The following is a 22,157-nucleotide window of genomic DNA, read 5'->3' as shown; positions in this document are numbered from 1 at the left end:
CTGACGAGTCCATGGTCTGAGAAGGAGGTCACGGCAACGTGAACCGAGCAGTCATGTTGCGGATGGCCGCATTAGGGACGATCGGGCTCGGAGCCGCTCTGTTGATGGCCGCGCTGCTGCTGTCCACCTACACCAGCAGCAGGATCGCCAAGATCCCGCTGGATATCGATGCCACGCTGATCAGGCAGGGCACCGGATCGGCGCTCGACTCGGCATCTTTGTCCGGTGATCACGTCGTGGTCAACCAGAACGTGCCACTGGTGTCCCAACAGCAGGTCACCGTCGAATCGCCGGCCAACGCCGACGTTGTCACCCTGCAGGTCGGCACCTCGGTGCGGCGTACCGACAAGCAGAAGGACACCGGTCTGCTGCTGGCGATCGTCGACACCGTCACCCTCAACCGCAAGACGGCGATGGCCGTCTCCGACGACACCCACACCGGCGGCGCGGTCCAGAAGCCGCGCGGTCTCAACGACGAAAGCCCGCCGACCGCCATCCCGCTGCGCCACGAAGGGCTGGCCTACCGTTTCCCGTTTCACACCGAGAAGAAGTCCTACCCCTACTTCGATCCGATCGCGCAGAAGGCGTTCGACGCCAACTACGACAGCCAAGAGGACGTCAACGGCTTAACCACCTACCGCTTCACGCAGAACGTTGGCTACGGCTCCGACGGGAAGTTGGTGGCACCGATCAAGTACCCGTCGCTGTATGCCGGCGACGAGGACGGCAAGATCACCACCACCGCGGCGATGTGGGGTGTCCCCGGCGAACCGGGCGAGCAGATCACGATGAACCGCTACTACGCCGCGCAGCGAACCTTCTGGGTGGACCCGGTGACCGGCACCATCGTCAAGGAAACCGAACGCGCCTATCACTACTACGCCCGCGAGGCGATGAAGCCCGAGGTGACGCTGGCCGATTACAAGGTCACCTCCACCGAAGAGACCGTCGAATCCCAGGTCAACACCGCACGCGACGAGCGCGACCGGCTGGCGCTGTGGTCGCGGGTGTTGCCGATCACCTTCACTGCCGTCGGCTTGATCGCGCTGGTCGGTGGTGGCCTGCTCGCGTCCTTCAGCCTGCGCACCGAAAGCGCCCTGACCGAGCCCGGCCTCGACCGCGACGACACCGACTACTTCCGGCGCGCCGGGCTGGAGGAACCAGTGCCCGGAGCCGAAGCCGAGACCGAGAAACTGCCTACCCAGCGGCCCGAATTACCGGCTGATCCGGCCGCATCCACGTCGGAATCGCCCCCGCCCCCGCCGGTGTCCTCGACCGAACCGCCACCCGATCCCGGGCCGTCTGAACCTCCGCCCGCGGAACGGACTTAAACGCGCCGACGTGCGCTGGTTGCGACCGGGCTATGCGTTGGCTCTGGCGCTGCTGGTGCTGCTGCCGCTACTGCGACCCGGATATCTGCTCTTGCGCGACGCGGTGTCCACCCCGCGGTCGTACCTGTCCGACACCGCTCTCGGGTTGACCGCGGCGCCCCGGGCGACGCCGCAGGATTTTGCGGTGGCGCTGGCGTCGCAACTGGTCGACGGCGGCATCGTGGTGAAGGCATTGTTGGTCCTGGGTCTCTGGTTCGCGGGCTGGGGTGCGGCCCACCTGGTGGCGACGGTGCTGCCGACGGCCGGAGCCGGTGGCCAATTCGTCGCGATCACGATCGCTATTTGGAATCCCTATGTCGCTGAACGACTCTTGCAGGGGCATTGGAGCCTGCTACTCGGCTATGGCTGCCTGCCGTGGGTTGCCACGGCAATGCTGGGGTTGCGCTTGGACGGGTCCGGTCTTTTCGCCCTGGCGTTCTGGATCGCGCTGGCCGGGCTGACCCCGACCGGGCTGCTGCTCGCCGCGACGGTCGCCCTGACCTGTGTAGCTGCGCCCGGTGCCGGCCGGCCCCGTTGGCTTTGCGCCGCAACGGGATTGGGGTTTTCGGTGGTCGGCGCGCTGCCGTGGCTGACGGCGTCGGCCCTGGGTTCGTCGTTGGCCAGCCACACCGCGGCGATCGAGCTGGGCGTCGGCGCGTTCGCGGCGCGTGCCGAACCGGGCCTGGGCACGCTCGCCAGCCTGGCCAGCCTCGGCGGAATGTGGAATGGTGAGGCCGTACCTGGTTCGCGCACAACGCTTTTCGCGGTGGCGTCGGCCGCGGTGCTGCTCACCGTGGTAGCGGTCGGACTTCCCGTGGCGCTGCGCCGGGCGACAGCGGCGCCGCTGCTGGTGCTGGCGGCGGTATCGGTGCTGGTGCCGGCGGGATTGGCCACCGGCCCGGGGCTGCAGGTGCTGACCGCGGTGGTTGACGCGGTACCCGGGCTGGGTGTGCTGCGGGACGGGCAGAAGTGGGTGGCGCTGGCGGTGCCGGGGTACGCGGTGTGCGGCGCTGGGGCGGTGGTGACGCTGGCACGTTGGTGGCGGCCTGCCGTGGCGGGGTCGGTCTGCTGTGTGGCACTGGTCTTGGCGTTGCCGGACCTGGCGTGGGGCATGTGGGGCAGGGTCACACCCGTGCACTACCCGTCGGGGTGGGCGGCCGTCGCGGCGGCGATCAACCGTGAGCCGGCGCCCGTGGTGGTCTTGCCCGCCGGCACCATGCGGCGCTTTTCCTGGTCGGGTCCGGCTCCGGTGCTCGATCCGCTGCCGCGCTGGGTTTGCGCCGATGTGCTGACGACGGGTGATCTGGTCATTTCCGGGTTGACGGTTCCCGGGGACGGCGCTCACGCCCGGGCGGTGCAGGAGTTGCTCCTGGCCGGGCCCGACCCCTCGGCGTTGGCCCGGGCCGGGGTCGGGTGGGTGGTCGTCGAATCTGACAGCGCCGGCGACATGGGTGCGGCCGCGCGCACTCTCGACCGGCTGACACAGACGTATCGTGACGGCGAATTGGCTCTTTACCGGGTTGGCGGCCAGGCAGACGGTGTCACTGCTGCGCGCCTGCGAGCGACAATGGTCGCGCATTGGGTATGGGTCTGTCTGCTGCTGGTGGGCGGGGCGGGCATGGCCGGCTGCTGGGTGCGCCGCCAGTTGACCAGAGGCTAACCAGAGGCGAAGAGAGGCCGCTGATCGCAACGGATTAGGTTTCGCGGTTTACACCACGCCGCTGAGGCGGTCTCCCACCAGCACCGTTTCGAGCACCGTGCGCATGGCTTCGGCGCTTTGTTGCCAAGAGAATTCGCCGCTACGCACTTGCGCCTTGGCGCCGAGTTGGTCGCGCAATATCGGCTCGGAGAGCAGTTGTTCGAGTCGGTCCACCAGTTCGCGGTGGCTGTCGACCAGGATGCCGGTCACCCCGTCGATGATCGAGTCGGACAGACCGCCGGAGGATCGATACCCAACCGTGGGCACGCTGTGCTGGGCCGCCTCGACCACCGCCAGACCCCACCCCTCCTTGCGCGACGGCAGCAGGTGTACCCAAGAGCTCTGCAGCACATGGTGTTTGGTGAGGTCGTCGACGTGACCATGGAAGGTCACCGCGTCGGAAATGCCGAGCCGATTCACGTGGTCGACGAGTCGCTGGCGCCACCAGCCGCCACCGACCACGTCGAGGTGCAGACCCGGTATTCCCGGGTTTCGTCGCCGTAGCTCCGCCACGGCTTCCAGCGCATCCTCGATCCGCTTGTGCGGTACCAGCCGCGACAGCACCACCACCCGCGGGGTGGCCGCGCGCGGAACGGACAACGTCTGCGCCGGCGCCTCGTCGAGTCCGTTGCGGACCACCGCGATCCGCCCGTTATCCACACCCAGGGCGACCAGATCACGCGCCGACGGCAACGACACCGTCACGTACTGGTTGTGCCGGTTGAGCCGTGGCGACACCGTCGACTCGACGAACCAGCCCAGCCGACCGAGCACCGGACCTGCCACCGGCCACTGCTCGCGATGGCAGTGGTGGACCAGCACCACCGTGCGACGCCCATACAAGAGCCGGGCAAGAAATGGCAGACCGTTCTGGGTGTCGATGACCACGTCCGGCCGCACCCGGCGCAGCGGCCCCAACCGCAACCGCGCCAGTGCCAGCGCTACCAGCGCCCACACGTAGACGGAATAGCGGCCACCGGCGCGGCTGATCCGCACTCCGTCGATGACGTCGTGTCGTGGGGCCCCCGGATAGCGGGCGGTGCGTAAGGTGACCTCGATACCGGATGCGACCAGCTGCGCGCCGATGCGCTGCAAATAGGTCTCGCTGCCACCACCCTGGGGATGCCCGGTATCGCGCCAGCACAGCAGCAACACCGAGCGCAGTCCAGACATCAATCGCCAGCCTAACCTGGCGACGATGCGCGCCGCCGCGCGGCGCCCAGTGTGCGCTGGCGGCTTTGGATGTGCGCTTAGGGCGACTCCACGGCCTGCCGGTCGCCGGGTGCACACACCGAAAGCCACAGATGCACACTCGTGCGGACTTGACTAGCCCCTGGCGCATCATGCAGCACCGGGGCGCGAATGCGTAGGGTGTGGCCGGTGGCCGTCGCCTCCCCTGTCACCGATGTCGTAGCGCGCCGGGCGACGCTGGCCCGCTCACTGCGGTTACTGTCACAGTTCCGTTATGAGCAGTCCGACCCGGCACGCTTCTACGACGCCCTGGCAGCCGACACCGCGACGATGGTCGGTGATCTCTGGCTGGCCGGCCACGGGGAGCCGCCGACCGATCGCACACTGCTCGATGTGGGCGGTGGTCCCGGATACTTCGCCGCGGCGTTCGCCGATGCCGGAGTCCGTTACATCGGGGTCGAACCGGACCCTGGCGAAATGCACGCCGCGGGCCCCGCAAAGGTCGACGGGCCGGGCGTTTTCGTGCGGGCCTCGGGCATGGCTCTGCCATTCGCCGACGACTCGGTGGACATCTGCCTGTCTTCCAATGTCGCCGAACATGTGCCGCGGCCATGGCAGCTCGGCGCCGAGATGCTGCGGGTGACCAGGCCGGGCGGGTTGGTCGTGCTCTCTTATACCGTCTGGCTCGGCCCGTTCGGCGGACACGAGATGGGTCTGACCCATTACCTCGGCGGTGCCCGCGCCGCCGCGCGCTATGCCCGAAAACACGGCCATCCGGCGAAAAACAACTACGGGTCGTCGTTGTTTGCGGTCTCGGTGGCCGATGGTCTGAAGTGGGCCGCCAGCACCGGTGCCGCGGTTGCCGCATTTCCCCGCTACCACCCGCGATGGGCGTGGTGGCTGACCTCGGTGCCGCTGCTCCGGGAGTTCTTGGTGAGCAACCTGGTGCTGGTCCTGCAGCCGCGATAATGGAACGTGTTCTCGTTTCGGGTCGGCTTGGGTAGGGTGGCGCCATGAGCGACAGCCACACGACCGAATACGACAAACTCTTCATCGGCGGCAAGTGGACGCAACCGTCGACCTCCGAAGTCATTGAAGTGCACTGCCCGGCCACCGGCGAGTACGTCGGCAAGGTGCCGCTGGCGGCCGGCGCCGACGTCGACGCCGCGGTTGCCGCGGCGCGAGCGGCATTCGACAACGGACCGTGGCCCGCGACCCCACCAAAGGAGCGGGCGGCGGTGCTGGCCGCCGCGGCCAAGCTGCTGGAAGAACGCAAAGGCCTATTCACCAAACTGCTCGCCGACGAGACCGGTCAGCCGCCGACGATCATCGAGACGATGCACTGGATGGGTTCGATGGGGGCGCTGAATTTTTTCGCCACTCAGGCCGTCGACCAGGTCAAGTGGCGGGAGATCCGCAGCGGCTCCTACGGCCAGACCATCGTCCATCGCGAGCCCGTCGGTGTGGTGGGCGCGATCGTCGCGTGGAATGTGCCGCTGTTCCTGGCCATCAACAAGCTGGGCCCCGCGCTGCTCGCCGGCTGCACCGTAGTGCTCAAGCCGGCCGCCGAAACCCCTTTGACGGCAAATGCTTTGGCCGAGTTGCTGGCCGAGGCCGGTCTGCCTGAAGGGGTGCTGTCGGTGGTGCCCGGCGGTATCGAGACCGGCCAGGCGCTGACCTCCAACCCCGACGTCGATATGTTCACCTTCACCGGCAGCTCGGCGGTCGGCAAGGAGGTGGGCAAGCGCGCCGCCGAACTGCTCAAGCCATGCACGCTGGAGCTGGGCGGCAAGTCGGCGGCCATCATGCTCGAAGACGTCGATCTGGCCAGCGCCGTCCCGATGATGGTGTTCTCCGGCGTGATGAACGCCGGGCAGGGCTGTGTGAACCAGACGCGGATTCTGGCGCCGCGTTCCCGGTATGACGAAATCGTGGATGCGGTAAGCACTTTCGTGCAGGCACTGCCGGTGGGGCCGCCGTCGAACCCGGCGGTGCAAGTGGGGCCGCTGATCTCGGAGAAACAGCGCGCCCGGGTGGAGGGATACATCACCAAGGGCATCGAGGAGGGCGCGCGGCTGGTGTGCGGCGGTGGCCGCCCCGAAGGCCTGGACAACGGATTCTTCGTGCAGCCAACAGTTTTCGCCGACGTCGACAACAAAATGACGATCGCTCAGGAGGAGATCTTCGGGCCGGTGCTGTCGATCATCCCCTACGACACCGAAGAGGAGGCGATCAAGATCGCCAACGACTCGGTGTACGGGCTGGCCGGCAGCGTCTGGACCTCCAATATCCCGCACGGCATTGAGATCTCCGAAAGGATCCGCACCGGCACCTACGGAATCAACTGGTACGCCTTCGATCCCTGCTGCCCCTTCGGCGGCTACAAGAACTCCGGAATCGGCCGCGAAAACGGGCCGGAAGGTGTCGAGCACTTCACCCAGCAGAAGAGCGTGCTGATGCCGATGGGCTACACCGTCGAGTAACCAGGGCGAGCACCCGCAACCGCCCCGAAATTCGCGACTCGGCCGACTACCGTCCCTGAAAGCGGGCCTGCCGTCGTTCGATGAACGACTGGACGCCCTCGGCGGCGTCGGCGGTGGCGAATAGGGCCGCGACGTCGGGGCGCAGCCGTTCGATGGCCGCCGCCTCGCCGTGCCGGCGGGCCAGGTGCGCCGACGCCAGCGTGGTCCGCACCCCCAGCGGCGCGGCGCGGTCGGCGATGGTGTGCGCGATCTCTCTCGCCCTGGCCAATGCCGCCGCGGCGTCCTCGGCCACCTCCTGGACCAGCCCGATTCGGTGCGCCTCGGCCGCGTCGAATTCCTCGCCGGTGAGCAGCCAGCGCATGGCATTGCCCCACCCGGCCTCGCGCGGCAGCCGGATAGTCGCTCCGCCGAAGGGGTAGATCCCGCGCTGCACCTCGAGCTGGGTGAACCGGGTCCCGGCGGCGGCAACGCGGATGTCGGCAGCCAGCAGCAGTTCGATGCCCAACGTCATGCACCAGCCGTGTACGACGGCGACCAGCGGTGTGGTCCAGTCGCCGTCCAGCCGCCAGGGATCGCGTCCCCCCTCGGGGAACTCCAGTTCCCCGCTCGCGATGCCGGGACCGACGTCGACCAGATCAAGACCGGCGGTGAAGTGGTCGCCGTGGGCGAACAACACCCCGGCCCGTAGCGAGTCATCGGATTCCAGCAGCCCGTATGCCCGGGACAGGTCGGCGAGCATCGCCCGGTCGAAGGCATTGCGTTTGTGCGGCCGGTTCAGGCCGATCAGCAGGACATGGCCGTCGCAGCCGTCCCGCTCGAGGGACACGGTGGCGAGGTCGGGCAGGGATGGCTGGGATGCAGTGGTCATCGGCTCAGTGAACTCCACGAAACGGCATTATGCAATAGAGCATAATATGTTCGGCGTGATGCATAGCAGTTCGATGACGGCTCTTCCCCCACAGGCGCAGACGTATTATGCTTTGGTGCATAATCGTGGCCGGTGACCCGGTACATGAGGCAATACCTTCCACCGGGAGTAACCATGTGGATCATCGAGCTCAACATCGCCGGCTTCCGATTCACCCGCGAACTGCCCGATAGACGCCGACGAACGCTTCGGTTCAACCCACGCCAGCTGCACTGGCCGGCACACCGGCACTCACACGCCGCATGACACCGACCGGCACGGCCGCGAAGAAGCGCGGCGGCACCCGGGACAAGATGCTGGTCACCGCCGCGCAGGTGCTGCGCGAACGTGGCGCGGCCGGCGTAACCATCGACTCGGTGCTCGCCCGCAGCGGCGCCCCACGCGGCTCGGTCTACCACCACTTTCCCGACGGGCGAAACCAGATACTGACCGAGGCGCTTCGCTACGCCGGGGATTCGATCACCGCCGTGATCGACGATGCCGCCGACCGCGGCGCCCGGGTGCTGCTGCGCAAGTTCGTCGATTATTGGCAACATCTGCTCACCGAGGGCGACTTCACCGCGGGCTGTCCCGTGGCTGCGGCCGCGTTGGGCTCGGCCGACGATGGACTCGAGCTGTCCACGGAGGCCGGCGCGATCCTGAACGGCTGGTGTAGCGCATTGACTCGAGCGTTTATCACCGACGGTTTCGGCGAGTCGGACGCGGCGTCGCTGGCGGTGACGTCGGTGGCCGCGCTGGAGGGGGCCATCATGCTGTGCCGCTCGACGCGTACCACCGAGCCGTTGCGCACGGTTGGCGACCAGCTCCAATTCCTGGTTGCCTCAAGGGAATTCGTTCGTAGTAGTGGTACTGCCGTCAATCACGCCGGCCCGGGTGATTAACCGTGGCGCCGACGGCTGGACCGGCGGTCAGTCGCTGGCCGGCAGCGGCTTGACCTCTTTGAGTGCCAACTTGGTGTCGCCGATGCTCAGGCTTCCGGCGCCCGGCTTGGTCACCAGCACCTCGGCGCCGTTGTCGTCGACATAGCGTTTGCCCAGCACCGAGCCGTCGGCGAACGCCGGGTCGAGCTGGCCAGACCGCTCGGCGCCGATCGCCACCATCGGGACGCCTCCGCAGCGCAAATCGTCGAGGCTATCCGCGGTTCTGACGACAATGACCTGGGTGTCACACACCTGGCTGGCGAGACGGGTTCCGTTCTTGATCATGATGCCGTTCCTGCTAGTTCTTCGATGATCTGCCGGCGAAGTACCTTGCCGGTGGCGGTGGTTGGCAACTCGTCGCGAAACACTACCCGGTCCGGGGTGCGTGACCCGCGCAAACTGCTACGCACATGGTCGCGCAATTCCTGCGGGTCCGGGTCGGCGCCGGCGGACGGCACCACCACCGCGACGATGGCTTGGCCCCAGTGCGGGTCGTCGACACCGACCACCGCGACGTCACGCACCTGCGGGTGCTCGATCAGCACCTCCTCTAGTTCGGCGGGTGCGATGTTCTCACCGCCGCGGATAATGGTGTCGTCGCTGCGCCCGCCGATGAACAGGTAACCGTCGTCGTCGACCATGGCGATGTCCTTGGTCGGAAACCAGCCGTTGTCGTCGAGCACCGAACCGATTCCGGTGTAGCGTCCGGACACCTGCTCGCCGCGGACAAACAGCTCGCCGCTTTCGCCGGGCCCCACGACGGTGCCGTCCTCGCCGCGGATCTGCACCTCGATGCCGGGCACCGGCCGGCCGACCGATCCCAACCGCCGGGCGAGCGCGTCGTCCGATGCCGACAGCGCGGTGCGGTGGTCATCGGGGGTCAGGACCGCGATCGTCGAGCTGGTCTCGGTCAGGCCGTAGGCGTTGACGAAGCCGACATCCGGCAGCAGTTCCAGGGCACGGCGGACCAGCGGCAGGCCCACCCTCGAGCCGCCGTAGGCCAGGTTGCGCAGCGTGGGCAGCTTGTGGTCGCCGGTCGCCAGCACCGAGACGATACGGTCCAGCATGGTCGGCACCACAGTGGCGGTGGTGACCTGCTCCGCGTTGGCCAGCCGCACCCATTCGTGCGCGTCAAAGTCGGTCAGATACACCATCTTTCGGCCAGCGTACAGGTTTGACAGCGCCGCCCCGACCCCGGCGATGTGATAGGGCGGCACACAGATCAGCGCGGCGTCGCCGCTGTCGGCCGAGTCGAATTCGACCGTTCCGGTGACGTAGCTGGTGAGGTTGTTGTGGGTGAGTTCGACGGCTTTGGGCTGCGACGTGGTGCCCGAGGTGAACAGCACGATCGCCACCGCGTCGGGGTCCGGAAATTCCGAGACCGGATCGGCGCTGCCGGCCAGCGCCCGGAATTCGTCCGCACTCATCGACGGCGCATCGTCGAGCATCCCCCGATAGCGGTCGTCGGCGATCACCAGGGGTTCGGGCAGCCGGCGGATCAGCGCCTGGATGCCGTCGGCGGAAAGCCGATAGTTGATCGGGGTGAAGGGCAGCCCGGCGCGGGCCGCGGCGAAGATCAGCAGCGGCAGCACCGCCCCGCCGGTGCCGATGTACACCACATGCCGGGCGTTCGACGCCGCCAGTACCCCGGCGCCGCCGTCGGCGAGATCGCTGAGCTGCTGAGTCGTCAGCCGCAGGTCTCCCGAGACGACGGCCGTGCGGTCAGGGTTGCTCGACGCCGCCATCTCGAGAAGCAGCGAAACGCTCATCGGTGACCCTTCTCCGATCCCCCGACCTTTACACATCTAGCTTTCAGTGTAACCCATGAATGTCGGGGTTCCAGGACACCGGCAGCGACCACGCAAACCAGGTCGCGGGCTTGTGAAAGGCCTAGCGCCAGGCCGAGATTCGCGGAATCCAACCGGGAACGTTGCGGCGGTACTCGACGTATTCGGCGCCGTAGCGCTGTCGCAGATGCGGCTCTTCCCAGAATCGGATGGTGACCAGCTGGACCGCCCAGAAGGTGGCAAACCACAGCAGCAACCAGCCCGACGCGGTCAGCGCCGCCTCACCGAGCAGGATGCACAGCACGCCGCTGATCATCGGGTTGCGCACATGTCGATACGGGCCCCGCACCACCAGCTTTACCGGTTCCCCGAGCGTGCTGCCCACCCCGAGGGTGCCGTGGCCCACCCGGTCGAACAGCGCCACCGTCCAGATCAACAGTCCGATGCCGACGGCGATCAACAGGACACCGACCGTGGCCAGCCCCGCTGCCACCGGCGAATGGAGATCCGGCGCCCGTACCCCCGTTGTGACCATGATCAGCGCCGGTATCACCAGGGTCATGGTCACCGGAGCGATCAGGAACGAGATCAGGTGCCGCCACCAGAGTCTTCTGTCGCGCGTCGTCGTCATGATACTTCAACCTCCGTTCAAGAATGAGCGTACGCCGCGAGCTCACGATCATCAACGGGTGTTGAAGTATGCTTGCGGCATGACAGAAGCCCGGCGCAGCGGCCGGTGGCGCACCGGCCAACAGAACAAGCAGCGCATCATTGCTGCCGCCCGCGAACGTTTCATGCGCGACGGCTATGAGCGGGCCACCGTCCGGGCGATCGCCGGCGACGCCGGCGTGGACGTCGCGATGGTCTATTACTTCTTCGACAGCAAGGAGGGGCTGTTCACCGCGTCGGCGCTGACCGGTCCCGAGCACCCGCTGCATCAGCTGGCCACGCTGCTGGACGAGGGGATCGATGAGATTGGGCCGCGGCTGGTGCGCCGTTTCCTGGAGCACTGGGACGAAGGTGCGAAGTTCGAGCCGCTGCTGACGCTGTGGCGTTCGGCCGCGATCCAGCCGCAGGCGCGAAAGATCTTGCACGACAGCCTCGCCGGCCCGATCGCCGAACGGCTCACGGCCGAGTTCGGAGTCGCCGATGCGCAGTTACGGGCCGAACTGGTGGCCAGTCATCTGGCGGGGTTGGCGTTCGCGCGCTACCAGCTGAAGATCGAACCGATCGCGTCGAGCGGCATCGACGAACTGGTCGCCTGGCTGGGACCGACCGTGCAACGCTACCTGACCGCTGAGGCCCCGTAACTACCGCGAGCAGACGCAAAATCGCCCGACACGCCGAGCGTGTCGGGCGATTTTACGTCTGCTCGCGGCCTCACGTGCCGGTCCAGCGCGGCGGTCGCTTCTCGGCGAACGCGATCGCGCCTTCCCTGGCGTCGTTGGACATGAACACCGGACCGAAGATTTTCAGCTGCTCGGCGAACCGGTTTTCCAGGCTCCAGCCACGTGATTCGGTGATGATTCGCTTGGTGGCGGCCACCGCCAGCGGCCCGTTGGCGGTGATCTTTTCGGCCAGCGCAATAGCTGCCTCGAGCGCCTTGCCCGGCTCGGCCAGGATGTTGACCAGACCCAGCTCGTGGGCGCGTTCGGCGGGCAGGTTGTCACCGGTGAGCGCCAGCTCCATGGCGATCGCGTACGGAATGCGCTCTGGCAGCCGCAGCAGTCCCCCACCGCCGGCGACCAGGCCACGTTTGACCTCCGGAATGCCGAATGCCGAATCCCGGGCTGCCACAATCAGATCGGTGGCCAATGCCAACTCGGTGCCGCCGGCCAACGCGTAGCCTTCCACCGCCGCGATGAGCGGCTTGGCGGGTGGACGTTCGGTGAAGCCCAGGCCGCGGCCTTCGACGACCACGTTCTCGCCGCGAGCGAAGGCCTTGAGATCCATTCCGGCGCAGAACGAACCGCCCGCGCCGGTCAGGATGCCCACCGAAAGACCGGCATCGGAATCGAGGCGATCCATCGCGTCGGCCAGGCCCCGGCTGACCGCGGCGTTGACCGCGTTTTTGGCCTTGGGCCGGTTGATCGTGATGATCAGGATCCGATCGCGCTGTTCGACAAGGACTTCGGGTTCGGTGGTGCCGGCTTCTTCGCTCACAGTGGTTCGCAACTCCTTCTGATGTAGATCATGCGGTGGCCGATCACGCCTGCGCGAGCGCCAGCTCGACGACCGTCAACTGTTCGGAAAGGCCAGCGGCCCTTCGTATCTCGATGAAATCGGCGATCATGGCCTCGGTGACCTCGTGCGGATCTTTGAGCGTGGCGCCGTCGGTGAGCACCGAGATGTTGAGCTGGTCGACATAGCTCCACACGGTGATGTTCAGGCCGCTACCCGCGGTCAGCGGCCCCACCGAATAGATCTCGGTCACCTGTGCACCGCCCACCCGGCCGCGTTCCCGCGGCCCGGGAACGTTCGAGATGTTCAGGTTGAGGATCTTGTTCTGCCCGTCACGGCCGGACATCCACCGAAACATCGCCTCGGCCCCGGCCGGTGGAAAGTAGGCCGCCCAGCGGCTGATCAGTTCCGGTCCCAGCAGCTGGTGACTTTCCTTGGCGGACAACGCGTTCTCGCGACAGCCCTGCACCCGTTCCAGCGGGTCGTCGCAGTCGGTCGGCAGCGCCACCAGCATGCCGCTGAAGTGGTTGCCCGAGATCCGCTCCGGTGAGAAGTCATAGCTCACCGGTACGGAGGCCAGCAACGGTTCGGCCGTGCCGTCGTAGCGCAGCAGCAGGCTGCGCAGCGCTCCGGTGGACATGGCCAGCACCATGTCGTTGATGGTCGCCCCGAGCTTTTTCCCCGTCTCCTTCACGTCGACCAGCGCCAGGGTGGCGGTGGCAAACCTGCGCTCCGGGGTGATCTTGTGGTTCATGAAGGTCGGCGGCGGGGTGAACGGCCGGGTCAATTCGGGAGAGAGCTTGCGCGCGCTGCGCCGCACCCGGGCCAGACCCTGCGCGGTGTAGCGCATTGTCGCGGGGACCCGCCCCAGGTGGCGCAGGTGGTCGACGAACGCCGAAGTCATCAGTTCCGCCTTGCCGGGGGCCGGGTCCGACACGTACGGGTTGCCTTCCGGCCCCGGCAGCAGATCCATGCCGCGTGCCATCAGGTTGGCCGACGCGACGCCGTCGGCCAGCGCGTGGTGAATCTTGGCGACCACCGCCACCCGGTGATTGGCAAGGCCCTCAACGAAATACATCTCCCACAGCGGGTATTTGCGGTCCAGCGCGGTGCTGGCGATCTGGCCGATCGCCTCGTCCAGTTCGCGCCGGCCGCCCGGCGCCGGCAGCCTCCAGGGCCGGATGTGGTAGTTGAGATCAACCTCGCAGTGCTCACGCCACATCGGATGGTGGAACTTGAGCGGGACGTCGATAAGTTGATAGCCCAACGGCTCCAGCTTGCCCATGCGCCCGCCGATGACCTCGCGAAACGCGTCGATACCGAACTGGCGGCTGTCCGGGTCCAGCTCGATCACCGCGACCTTGATGGTGTGCATGTGCACATTCGGTGTCTCGCTGTAGAGCAGTACCGCGTCCCAGCCGCTGAGCCGTTTCACCGCAGCCCCCTGGTCATAGCGCGACTTTACAACCGGCGCAATCGGCCGGTGCCTAGATGACCTCTTTTGCGAACTGATTCCGGGTGCGGTGAACGTGGTTGAGGAACAGCGAGATCGCGTGGGTGGTCGGGCCGGTGCGAGCGCCGTCGAGCAGGTCGAAGCCGTGGCCGGCGCCGGGCAACTCCACGTAGGCCACCAGCGACCGCGACGCCGCACGTAGCCGCTCGACGAAGCTGCGTGCCTGCGCCACCGGGATGACCCCGTCGCGGCTGCCGTGAATGACCAGGAACGGCGGCGCATTGGTGTGCACCCGGGCTATCGGCGAGGCATCCCGGTATACGTGCGGGTGGCGGGCGATCCTGCGTTTGACCACGACCCGCTCCAAGAAGTCGACGAACCGCACCCGCTCCGGGGTGGAGCGGTCCTGCCAGTCGTAGCGACCGTAGATCCCGACCGCGGCGTCGACGGAGGTGTCGGAGCCCTCCGGTAACTCGCCCTGGTAGCCGGGGTCGTTGGCGGTGAGCCCGGCCAATGCGGACAGGTGGCCGCCGGCCGAGCAGCCGGCTATCGCGATGAAGTCCCGGTCGCCGCCGAATTTGTCGACGTTGGCCCGCGCCCAGGCGATGGCGGCCTTGACGTCTTGGATGTGGCGCGGCCAGCGGTGGTGCGGTGCGACCCGGTAGTCGATCGACAGGCACACCCAGCCCTGCTCGGCCATCCGCGACAGCAGCGCATACCCCTGAATGGTGCGGCTGCCGTGTATCCAGGCGCCGCCCGGGACGAACAGCAGCACCGGCGCGGGATGGGTGGGCAGCTCTTTGCGGCGCCACACGTCGAGCAACTGCGCCGGGCTGTCGCCGTAATGGACGCCACGGCGGTGCAGGTAGCGGCGGTGCCGCAGGACTTCGCAGACCGGCGGGGTGCGCTGCGGCGCCGGCCATTCGAGGTCCAGGTCGGCGGCCGCCACGATGCCGCGCAGCGCCGCGGCCGAAACCTCGTTCGTGCTGGCGCGGTCGCGACGGCGCAGGCCGCTGGTTCCCGGGGTGAGCCAGTCCTTGGCCCTGGTGGACACGAATTCCGGTGCATGCCGGGCACCCCAGACGCTCATTGCGGTGACACTGCCCAGCGGCTCGAGGTGCTTGCCGACCACCGGGAGCGAAGCTCCGGCGACGCTCAATGCCAGCAGATAGTCGCCCGGACGGGCCCGCAGCAACCACTTGACCTGGGACATCATTGTCGGGCCGCTCGCCGTCATGGAGGGAGCGTACCCCGCAGGGTTCGCGCTAACCACGATCACATTGCGGTGGTTCGCTGCGGCGCTGTGGGCTGCCGTCGTTTGCGCTGCCCAACGGCGCGCCGGGCAGCGTAAACGACGGCGCTGACGGCGAACATCGCCGCGGTCAGCAGCAGCCATCTGCCCAGAAACGGCTGCTGAGTCTGTCCGGTCGCCGCCAGGTAGGTCGGTGCGCCCTGTTCGATGATGCCGGGCAAAAAGATCAGCAGGGTCAGCCCGGCTCCCAGCGCCGGGATGCGAATGTGGTTGTGCGCGCTGATCTCTGGGATTTCTGGCTGAGAGCGGCTCGGCCGGCGCCCAGGGGCCGCCAGGACGCGGTCGGCCAGCGCGTAGAGCGGGAAGAGCAGCAGGTCGTGGGCGATCACGGCGGCGGCGAGCCAGACCGCGATCGACTGCCACCAGGTGCCGGGGTTCCACAGCGTGGTGGGCTTGAAGGTGGCCAGGAGGTAGCCGAGCAGCGCGAAGCCGGACAGCATCGTCAGCAGGTGTAGTGGATGAGCGCCGTAGTAGTGGGCAAACCGCTTTGTCGCTCTGAGCATTTCAGCTCGGCTCGAATTCGATGGCGGTGACCCATTTGGTGTTGTGCACCCCCGGTAGCGCGGGAACGATGATGCGCGCCGGGTAGCCGTGGTCAAGGGGTAGGGCGTCGCCGTTGACCCGCAGTGCAAGTAGCGCGTCGGGATCGTTGATCTGGTTGGCCTGCAGGCGCGCCGTGCCGAATGCGCCGCCGCGCTGCAGCGATACCACTCGCGCCGAGCGTGGTGCCGGGACCCCGGCCATTCGGGCCAGGTCGGCCAGCCGGACCCCCGTCCAGGTCTGCACGGTCGACCAGCCTTCCACGCAGGCGATCGGCAGCCTGGCGGTGCGCTGCGGCAGTCCGGCCAGGGCGGCGCGATCCAGTACCACCTCCGCCGGACCGCCGCGCAGCGCCAGGCGCCAGTTATCGCCGACGCTCTCGGGGGTGATCCCGGCAGCTACGGCGGTCTTGTTGACCGGGAAATCTCGACCTCGTCCCCGCGGCAAGAGCAGTGCCACGCTGCGCGCCGGCCCGCCGAGGGTCTGCCCGACGGTCAGCACCGCGATTAGCAGCACACCGGAGCCCACCAGGGCCAGGGCGCCGCGCCTGCTCACTGTCGGCTCCGCCGGGTCGGCGGCCACCAGCCCGTCGGGATCCGGTGGTTCGGGCCGGGTGTCGGTCACGTTGGTGCGCAGCACTTCTCGCATCGACAGCGACCGCAGCCCGGTGATCATGCGCGGAATCTTCAGCGCGATATGCATCAGGAAGCCGGCGATGAAAACCCACGCCCCGAAGTAGTGCCCGGTGTAGAAGCTGAATCCGAAGATGTAGTCGTACTGGATGTTGAGCACGCCGGTGACGATCTCGAACAGCACCCCGCCGACCAGCATCAGCAACGACAACCGCTCCAGCAGCTGGGCGATCGACCGCGCGGGCGGCCAGACGAACAGTTTCGGGATCACCGACCACAGCTTGGCCAACACCACCGGGATGATCAGCAGACCCAGCCCCACGTGGACACCCTGGGTCAGCCGGTACAGCCACGACGGATGGGTGGGCCAGGCGAAGGTGGGCAGCCGCAGCCACCCGACGTCGCGCGGGATCGCCTGACCGAACTGCGGCGCATAGGCGCTATAGGACAGCAGCCCGGTGATGACCACGATCGGCAACGTCACCAACAGCACCAGTCCGAACACCGAGGTCAGCCACGGGCCGCGCAGCGGGCTCCGAAAGCGGTTCAGCCGGTGAGCACCCGGTGGTGGATGACGCTGCAGGGCGCGCCACAGGCCGGCGGGAAAGCCGACGGCACCGCTTACCGGGCCGCCAGGGTGGCGATCACCCGCCCGCCGATCAGCCGCACGCCGGTGAGGGTGAGACCCACCCGCGCGGCCAGTGCGGCGGCGCTGTCCACGCCAACCGATGCCCATCGAAACCACGGCCCGACCTCCCGCGCTGACTCTAGGCGAACCCAGCGTGCGACGATACCGATGGCCTGCGCGTCAAACTCGGCCACGCAGCACCCGCCGTGGCACAACAATTCGGCGGCCCTTCCCAGGATCCGCAGCGGGTCCCCGCCGAGGCCGACATTTCCGTCGACCAGCAGGACCGTCTGCCAGCAGCCCATGCCGGGCAGCGGCTCGAACACATCGCCGAGAATGGCCGGGGCGCCGCCGCAGCCGGCTAATCGAATAGCGGTCGCGGATCGGTCGATGCCCAGCGCTGGGATACCCCGCTGCACGAGCCGGGCCACCAGGCGCCCGGGCCCACAGCCCAGCTCGATGGTCGGCCCGCTGCACATCTGCGCGACGGCCTCGTCGAAGGCCTCGTCGGAGCGGGGGCTCTGCTCGATTGACCGGCCACCCAACCAACGGTGGGTCGGTAGCAAACGCAACTCACCGTCGTCATGACGGATCCAGCATTGCTCGCCGCCGAGCGCCCGATCGTAGAGATGCCCCAGCATTCCACGCTCCTCGCATCCTGCCCGGCCATGGCCGGCTCCACCGACCGGTAAACGCGCCGGCAGGAACCGCATGCGCCAGCACCTCCACCAGTACCCGGTTCCCCGGTCGGCTACACCAAAGTTCGCCAAGAGCGACGGCTTGCCGTGTCCGAACGGTCAGCAAGGACTCAGCGTTTGGCAGAAACTCCGCCGCCACCTCGTGCGCCCGCGACCGGGCACATACTGGGTAGGTGCGCGCCAACGGTGACGTCGTCCATCCGGATCTGCGCCGAACCGCCCGCTTCGCACCACGACGACTGGTCGGTCCCCGGACATTGCCGGCAATCCGGGCGCTAATCGCGCTGACCGGCCGCGCGACGCCCGGCGATGTCGAGGTGATCACGCTGGGCTCGGGTGCCGGCGTCCGGCTTTACCGGGGCACGGTGTCACCGAGCCGACACCCGCCCTGCTGTGGATTCACGGTGGCGGATATGTGCTGGGCAAGGCCGCCCAGGATGACCGGCTGTGCCGCCGGTTCGCCCGGACGCTGGGCATCACCGTCGCCTCGGTGGAGTACCGGCTGGCACCCGAGCACCCCTACCCCGCGCCGTTGGAAGACTGCTACTCGGCGCTGCGCTGGCTGGCCGCGCTGCCCGCGGTGGACCCGCGCCGGATCGCTATCGGCGGCGCCAGCGCGGGCGGCGGTCTTGCCGCGGCGCTGGCCCTGCTGGCGCGCGACCGCGGCGAAATCGCGCCGGTATTTCAGCTGCTGACCTACCCGATGCTCGATGACCGCAGTTCCGCGGCCGCCGCCGACGCGCGCTATCGGTTGTGGGATCCTGGATTTTCGCCGCGACGTTACGCTCGCGGGTAATCCGGACCGCTGGTATAGGCGATCTCGCCGCCAATGATGGTTGCGGTCACCAGGCCGGCGTCCAGCTGAGCCAACGCCGTTGCGGGCGGCTGCGACAGCACGCACAGGTCTCCCGGTTGCCCCGCCGCAACCGTGCGCACCCGCCCGGGCTCATCCGGGTGACCCAGAAACATTGTCAAAGCTGTTCGCGCCGGAACGCATTCATCGGGATTGAGCACCGCCCCGCCGGATGTCGCGCGATGCACCGCGGCGCGCATGGCCGCCCACGGGTCGCCGAGACCGAACGGCATATCGGTCGACAATGCCACCGGCACTTGCGCTTTCAGGAACGACGCGACTCGCCAGAGCTGATGATGCTCGACGGCCGGGATCTCGGCAAGGTACTGATCACCGCGCTCGGCAACGAAATTGGGCTGAGTCACCACGGTCACCCCGAGATCGCGCAGGTCGGCCAGGTTGTCGTCGGGCACCACGGCGGCGTGCTCGATCCGATCGAGCGGATGGCTGCCGGCGCCGCGCAGCGCCGCGATGGTCACCACCAGCTGAGCCGCGGTCACGCAGTGCACGGCCACCGGGCGGCCGGCGTGGTGGCAGCCGGTGATCCAGGCAGTCAGGGCGTCCAGATCCAGCCGGTCGTCGTGCAGGATCTTCTTGCCTGGCGCCAAAAACCGCACCCGCGGCTGGAATTCGCCGCGGCGATGCGCGGTCAGCAGCGACTCCGTGTCGTCGGCGCCCAGATCCGGGGTGGCGTCGGTGACTCCGGTGACGCCCATCGAGGTGAGCCGGTCACTCAGTCGCACGAGGTCGGTTTCGCGCCGCGGCAACCCGTCCGGCCAATCGGAAGCGGCGCTGGGCAGCCGACCATCGGGGTGGCCGGCCAGGCCAATGCGGGCCAGTGCCGCGGAGTTGAGGATCCACAGGGCACCACTGCGATGCTGGATGCGCACCGGAATATCGGGCACCAGTGCATCGAGCACGTTGCGGTCCAACCGCCCGGCGACGGATTCGTGATAGCCGATCGCGCGGAGCCACCCGTCGGAGCTCGGCCTGGCCTCCGACAGTGCCTGTACCAGAACCGCTTTGGTGCAAACGGCGGGTGGCCCGACGAGTAGCGAATCCAGAGCCGCGGCCGCCGAGCGCAGGTGCACGTGGTGGTCGTGCAGGCCGGGCAGCACCGTCCCGCCGGCTGCGTCGAGAACCCGTTCACCCGGCGCCGCGACCAGGCCGTCGCCGACCTCGTCGATCAAGGCGTCCACCCGGACATCGGCTCTCGTCCCGTCCAGCAAGGTGGCCCGCCGAATCAGCATGGCAGCGCGCGTCTTTGATCGACCAGACGGCGCACGGCGTCGTTGTCGGCGCCGAGTTCGGCAGCGGCCCCGCACGGCGGCGGCGGCGACGGTGGCCGAATCGGGTAGGTCGATGCCGATGCCGTCAGTGGTAGTGCGGCGTAGCCGGCGGCGACGGCTGCCAGTGATACGTCGATGAGTTCGCCGCCGCCGCGCCCCAGCGATTCGGTGATCGCCCGGCTTGCCTCGATGCCGGCCAGCGGGTCGGCGATGGCGTCGCCACAGAACACCGGCCCGTCGGCAGCGGATCCGACGAGTCCACCGGCCACCGCGGCATCGTCACCGAAGGCCGGCCGTCCGGACTGTTCGCCATAGCCGCTGACGCGCAACCAGATTCGCCCGGGCCGCGGCGCAATGTGGTCGGGCCCGAGGCGTCGTCGCGCCAACGCAATGGGCCGTGAACCCTCGATCACGATGTCCGCGACGGTCAATAGCTGTCGCAGCTCGTCAGCCTGTTCGTCGAAATCGAGGCAGTACGAGAGCTTTTCACCGTTTATCCAGTCGAAGAAGGAGCGGTCGCCGGCTCGGGTGCCGTCACGGCGGCTCGGGCTTTCGATTTTCACGACAGTCGCGCCCGCTCGGGCCAGCAGCTGCCCGCAGAGCGGACCGGCCCACATCGACGACAGGTCGGCGACGAGCAGGCCGGCCGGTCCGCGCGCAGCGCCGCGCGGCCCGGCGCGACGAATCCGCGGCGGTGCGGCCGTTGCCTCACCGAGTCCCGCGGCGGGGATGTCGAGGAGCTGGGTCCGCTCGAGGATCGTGGACGCGCGCGACGTCGCGGCCCACCGCTGGATGGCGGGCCAGGGGTCTTCGGGCAGCCGATCGACCTGCAGCAGCGCCGGAACGGCGGCGACGTCGTCGGGGCGCGACAACGTGATCGCGAGGCAGCCGTCGGCGGCCGCGAGCAACCGGGTGGCTCCGCCGGCCGACACCCGGCCCCGGCGGGTCAGTCCCAGCAACCCGGCCCGCCCGGTCAGCAGTGTGGCCGCATTGGCGGCGAGCGCCTCGGCCCGGCGCAACACGTTGGCGCGGGAGAAGTCGGGCGGCCCGCCGGGCAGACCGGTCAGGTAGGCCAGCCCGCTACTCCCCCACCTGGCCAGGGTGCAGCTCACCCAGCCGAGCGTAATGCGCGCGCGGCGGTTCAGAACTGCAGCGCGGTGAACCGCCAGTCCAGCACCTGCCGGTCCGGCTCGTCCGCGTCGCCGGCGGCGTAGACCAGCGACCGCAGCCCCAGCACCCCGCCGTTCCCGGTGGGCCGGGCGGACTCGACGTGCAGTTCGCTGTAGAGGGTGTCGCCCTCGCGCACCGGCCCGGTGTGGTCGCAGTGTTCCCAGCCCAGCACCGTCACCAGGTTCGGCAGCAATCGGCAGGCCTGCGCGAACGCCAGCCCGATGGTGTGCCCGCCGTAGACCAGACGTTGCCCGCCGACCCGCGAATCATGGTGTGTTGCCGCGATATTGAGGGTAAGCCGAGCCAGCTCGGGGGCGCTGCTGACCAGGTCGGCGGTGCTGTGCAGGACCGAACCCGCAATGCCGTCGTCGAAGTGCGGAGCGGGCACCCTACTGCGGAACGCCTCGGCGTCCCAGCCGCTGGTGGGGTCGACGGGCGGTCCGGTCACCCCGGCGCCGATGGTGGACACGTCATCGTCGGGGGCGCCGTCAGGCCGCCAATCCGGGCCGGCCGGCAACATGGCGCACCGGTAGAAGTCGAGCACCAACCGATCGGCCTGGTCGACGGTCGTCATCCGCAGCGCCGCCAGTCCGGTTGGGGCACGACCCGGTTTGGCCGTATTGGCGCGCAACCCGACCACTTCGGTGCGGGTGTAGACGGTGTCGCCGATCACCGGGAATCGGTGAAACGTCAGGCCACGGTAAAACAGGTTGGCTTTGACCCGCTGCGTCACCAGGGTCGACTGCCCGATCGCCACGTCGCAGACCAGGCCCGGGTGCGCCAGGGGTGCGGATGCGCCGACCACCGCCGCGCACAGCTGTGCGTCCAGGGACAGCCGCAGCCGGTCACCCACGATCGCCTGATGGGCCGCGGCCAGCCCCGACGACAGCGTCATCGCCGGCGCCCAGTCGAATGTCTGGCCTAGCGAGAGGTCGTCGAAGTAGGGCCCGCCCGGGCGAGTGTCCGCGTATGTCACAACGCCACATGCTGGCAGCCGGTCAAAGCGAGGGTCAATATGGCACG

Annotated in this window: 20 protein-coding genes and 1 pseudogene; 7 read left to right on the top strand and 14 right to left on the bottom strand. The window is 68.2% G+C overall.

Annotation, left to right across the window (positions count from 1 at the left end):
- Positions 1 to 38: 38 nt before the first annotated feature.
- Together pgfA and B4U45_RS16200 are read left to right on the top strand one after the other, a co-directional pair.
- Positions 39 to 1,331 (top strand): cell envelope lipid trafficking protein PgfA, encoded by a 1,293-nt coding sequence (gene pgfA, locus B4U45_RS16205; protein WP_176357824.1) that lies wholly within the window; start codon positions 39 to 41, stop codon positions 1,329 to 1,331.
- Positions 1,332 to 1,341: 10 nt separating this feature from the next.
- Complete coding sequence (locus tag B4U45_RS16200) at positions 1,342 to 3,030, top strand: MmpA family trehalose lipid delivery protein (RefSeq protein ID WP_083154340.1); 1,689 nt, start codon at positions 1,342 to 1,344, stop codon at positions 3,028 to 3,030.
- A 48-nt stretch (positions 3,031 to 3,078) separates the two neighbouring features.
- On the opposite strand, the gene B4U45_RS16195 is transcribed toward B4U45_RS16200, so the two are convergent.
- Positions 3,079 to 4,242 (bottom strand): glycosyltransferase family 4 protein, encoded by a 1,164-nt coding sequence (locus tag B4U45_RS16195; RefSeq protein ID WP_075546656.1) that lies wholly within the window; start codon positions 4,240 to 4,242, stop codon positions 3,079 to 3,081.
- A gap of 189 nt (positions 4,243 to 4,431) precedes the next feature.
- On the opposite strand from B4U45_RS16195, the gene B4U45_RS16190 reads away from it, so the two are divergent.
- Both B4U45_RS16190 and B4U45_RS16185 read left to right on the top strand, forming a co-directional pair.
- Positions 4,432 to 5,229: a class I SAM-dependent methyltransferase gene (locus tag B4U45_RS16190; protein WP_075546655.1), complete on the top strand. Its 798-nt coding sequence runs from the start codon at positions 4,432 to 4,434 to the stop codon at positions 5,227 to 5,229.
- A gap of 44 nt (positions 5,230 to 5,273) precedes the next feature.
- Positions 5,274 to 6,743, top strand: a complete 1,470-nt coding sequence (locus B4U45_RS16185) for an aldehyde dehydrogenase (RefSeq protein ID WP_075546654.1) — start codon at positions 5,274 to 5,276, stop codon at positions 6,741 to 6,743.
- A gap of 46 nt (positions 6,744 to 6,789) precedes the next feature.
- Here B4U45_RS16185 and B4U45_RS16180 read toward each other — a convergent pair whose 3' ends face one another.
- Complete coding sequence (locus tag B4U45_RS16180; protein ID WP_075546696.1) at positions 6,790 to 7,611, bottom strand: crotonase/enoyl-CoA hydratase family protein; 822 nt, start codon at positions 7,609 to 7,611, stop codon at positions 6,790 to 6,792.
- Between the two features lie 302 nt (positions 7,612 to 7,913).
- Between B4U45_RS16180 and B4U45_RS16175 the strand changes: the two genes are divergently transcribed.
- Complete coding sequence (locus B4U45_RS16175) at positions 7,914 to 8,552, top strand: TetR/AcrR family transcriptional regulator (RefSeq protein ID WP_075546653.1); 639 nt, start codon at positions 7,914 to 7,916, stop codon at positions 8,550 to 8,552.
- Positions 8,553 to 8,579: 27 nt separating this feature from the next.
- Here B4U45_RS16175 and B4U45_RS16170 read toward each other — a convergent pair whose 3' ends face one another.
- From B4U45_RS16170 to B4U45_RS16160, 3 genes are all read right to left on the bottom strand, one after another.
- A complete protein-coding gene (locus tag B4U45_RS16170; RefSeq protein WP_075546652.1) occupies positions 8,580 to 8,876 on the bottom strand; it encodes a hypothetical protein in 297 nt (98 codons plus the stop codon).
- Complete coding sequence (locus tag B4U45_RS16165; protein ID WP_219859451.1) at positions 8,873 to 10,360, bottom strand: class I adenylate-forming enzyme family protein; 1,488 nt, start codon at positions 10,358 to 10,360, stop codon at positions 8,873 to 8,875. Before B4U45_RS16165 ends, B4U45_RS16170 begins: the two co-directional genes overlap by 4 nt.
- Before the next feature lie 121 nt (positions 10,361 to 10,481).
- Positions 10,482 to 11,009, bottom strand: coding sequence for a methyltransferase family protein (locus tag B4U45_RS16160; RefSeq protein WP_075546650.1), 528 nt, complete (start codon positions 11,007 to 11,009; stop codon positions 10,482 to 10,484).
- Between the two features lie 79 nt (positions 11,010 to 11,088).
- On the opposite strand from B4U45_RS16160, the gene B4U45_RS16155 reads away from it, so the two are divergent.
- Positions 11,089 to 11,688 (top strand): TetR/AcrR family transcriptional regulator, encoded by a 600-nt coding sequence (locus B4U45_RS16155; RefSeq protein ID WP_075546649.1) that lies wholly within the window; start codon positions 11,089 to 11,091, stop codon positions 11,686 to 11,688.
- Between the two features lie 70 nt (positions 11,689 to 11,758).
- On the opposite strand, the gene B4U45_RS16150 is transcribed toward B4U45_RS16155, so the two are convergent.
- From B4U45_RS16150 to B4U45_RS16125, 6 genes are read right to left on the bottom strand one after another with little or no spacing between them, the layout of a single operon-like run.
- Positions 11,759 to 12,541: a crotonase/enoyl-CoA hydratase family protein gene (locus B4U45_RS16150; protein WP_075546695.1), complete on the bottom strand. Its 783-nt coding sequence runs from the start codon at positions 12,539 to 12,541 to the stop codon at positions 11,759 to 11,761.
- A gap of 43 nt (positions 12,542 to 12,584) precedes the next feature.
- Positions 12,585 to 13,994, bottom strand: a complete 1,410-nt coding sequence (locus B4U45_RS16145; protein ID WP_075546648.1) for a WS/DGAT/MGAT family O-acyltransferase — start codon at positions 13,992 to 13,994, stop codon at positions 12,585 to 12,587.
- 52 nt (positions 13,995 to 14,046) lie between these two features.
- On the bottom strand, positions 14,047 to 15,249 hold the full coding sequence (locus B4U45_RS16140) for an alpha/beta hydrolase (RefSeq protein WP_075546647.1): 1,203 nt from the start codon (positions 15,247 to 15,249) through the stop codon (positions 14,047 to 14,049).
- Between the two features lie 38 nt (positions 15,250 to 15,287).
- Entirely contained in the window at positions 15,288 to 15,827 is a 540-nt protein-coding gene (locus B4U45_RS16135; RefSeq protein WP_075546646.1) for a hypothetical protein, read from the bottom strand.
- Between the two features lies 1 nt (position 15,828).
- Entirely contained in the window at positions 15,829 to 17,091 is a 1,263-nt protein-coding gene (locus B4U45_RS16130) for a molybdopterin-dependent oxidoreductase (protein WP_075546693.1), read from the bottom strand.
- Positions 17,092 to 17,117: 26 nt separating this feature from the next.
- The gene (locus tag B4U45_RS16125; RefSeq protein WP_075546694.1) at positions 17,118 to 17,765 is read right to left on the bottom strand and encodes a class I SAM-dependent methyltransferase; all 648 of its coding nucleotides are present in this window, start codon (positions 17,763 to 17,765) and stop codon (positions 17,118 to 17,120) included.
- A gap of 230 nt (positions 17,766 to 17,995) precedes the next feature.
- On the opposite strand from B4U45_RS16125, the pseudogene B4U45_RS16120 reads away from it, so the two are divergent.
- Positions 17,996 to 18,582, top strand: a pseudogene (locus B4U45_RS16120) (alpha/beta hydrolase); the annotation flags it as partial.
- A gap of 20 nt (positions 18,583 to 18,602) precedes the next feature.
- Here the strand turns inward: B4U45_RS16120 and B4U45_RS16115 are convergent.
- From B4U45_RS16115 to B4U45_RS16105, 3 genes are read right to left on the bottom strand one after another with little or no spacing between them, the layout of a single operon-like run.
- A complete protein-coding gene (locus B4U45_RS16115; protein WP_075546645.1) occupies positions 18,603 to 19,925 on the bottom strand; it encodes an amidohydrolase family protein in 1,323 nt (440 codons plus the stop codon).
- Positions 19,919 to 21,076 (bottom strand): CoA transferase, encoded by a 1,158-nt coding sequence (locus B4U45_RS16110; protein ID WP_089025104.1) that lies wholly within the window; start codon positions 21,074 to 21,076, stop codon positions 19,919 to 19,921. The genes B4U45_RS16115 and B4U45_RS16110 overlap by 7 nt, the downstream gene beginning before the upstream one ends.
- A 29-nt stretch (positions 21,077 to 21,105) precedes the next feature.
- Complete coding sequence (locus tag B4U45_RS16105) at positions 21,106 to 22,110, bottom strand: MaoC family dehydratase (RefSeq protein ID WP_075546643.1); 1,005 nt, start codon at positions 22,108 to 22,110, stop codon at positions 21,106 to 21,108.
- Positions 22,111 to 22,157 lie beyond the last annotated feature (47 nt).

The sequence above is a fragment of the Mycobacterium persicum genome, assembly GCF_002086915.1.
GTDB lineage: Bacteria > Actinomycetota > Actinomycetes > Mycobacteriales > Mycobacteriaceae > Mycobacterium > Mycobacterium persicum.
The sequence above is the reverse complement of the archived record's forward strand: the minus strand, read 5'-3'. Positions and strand labels throughout refer to the sequence as shown.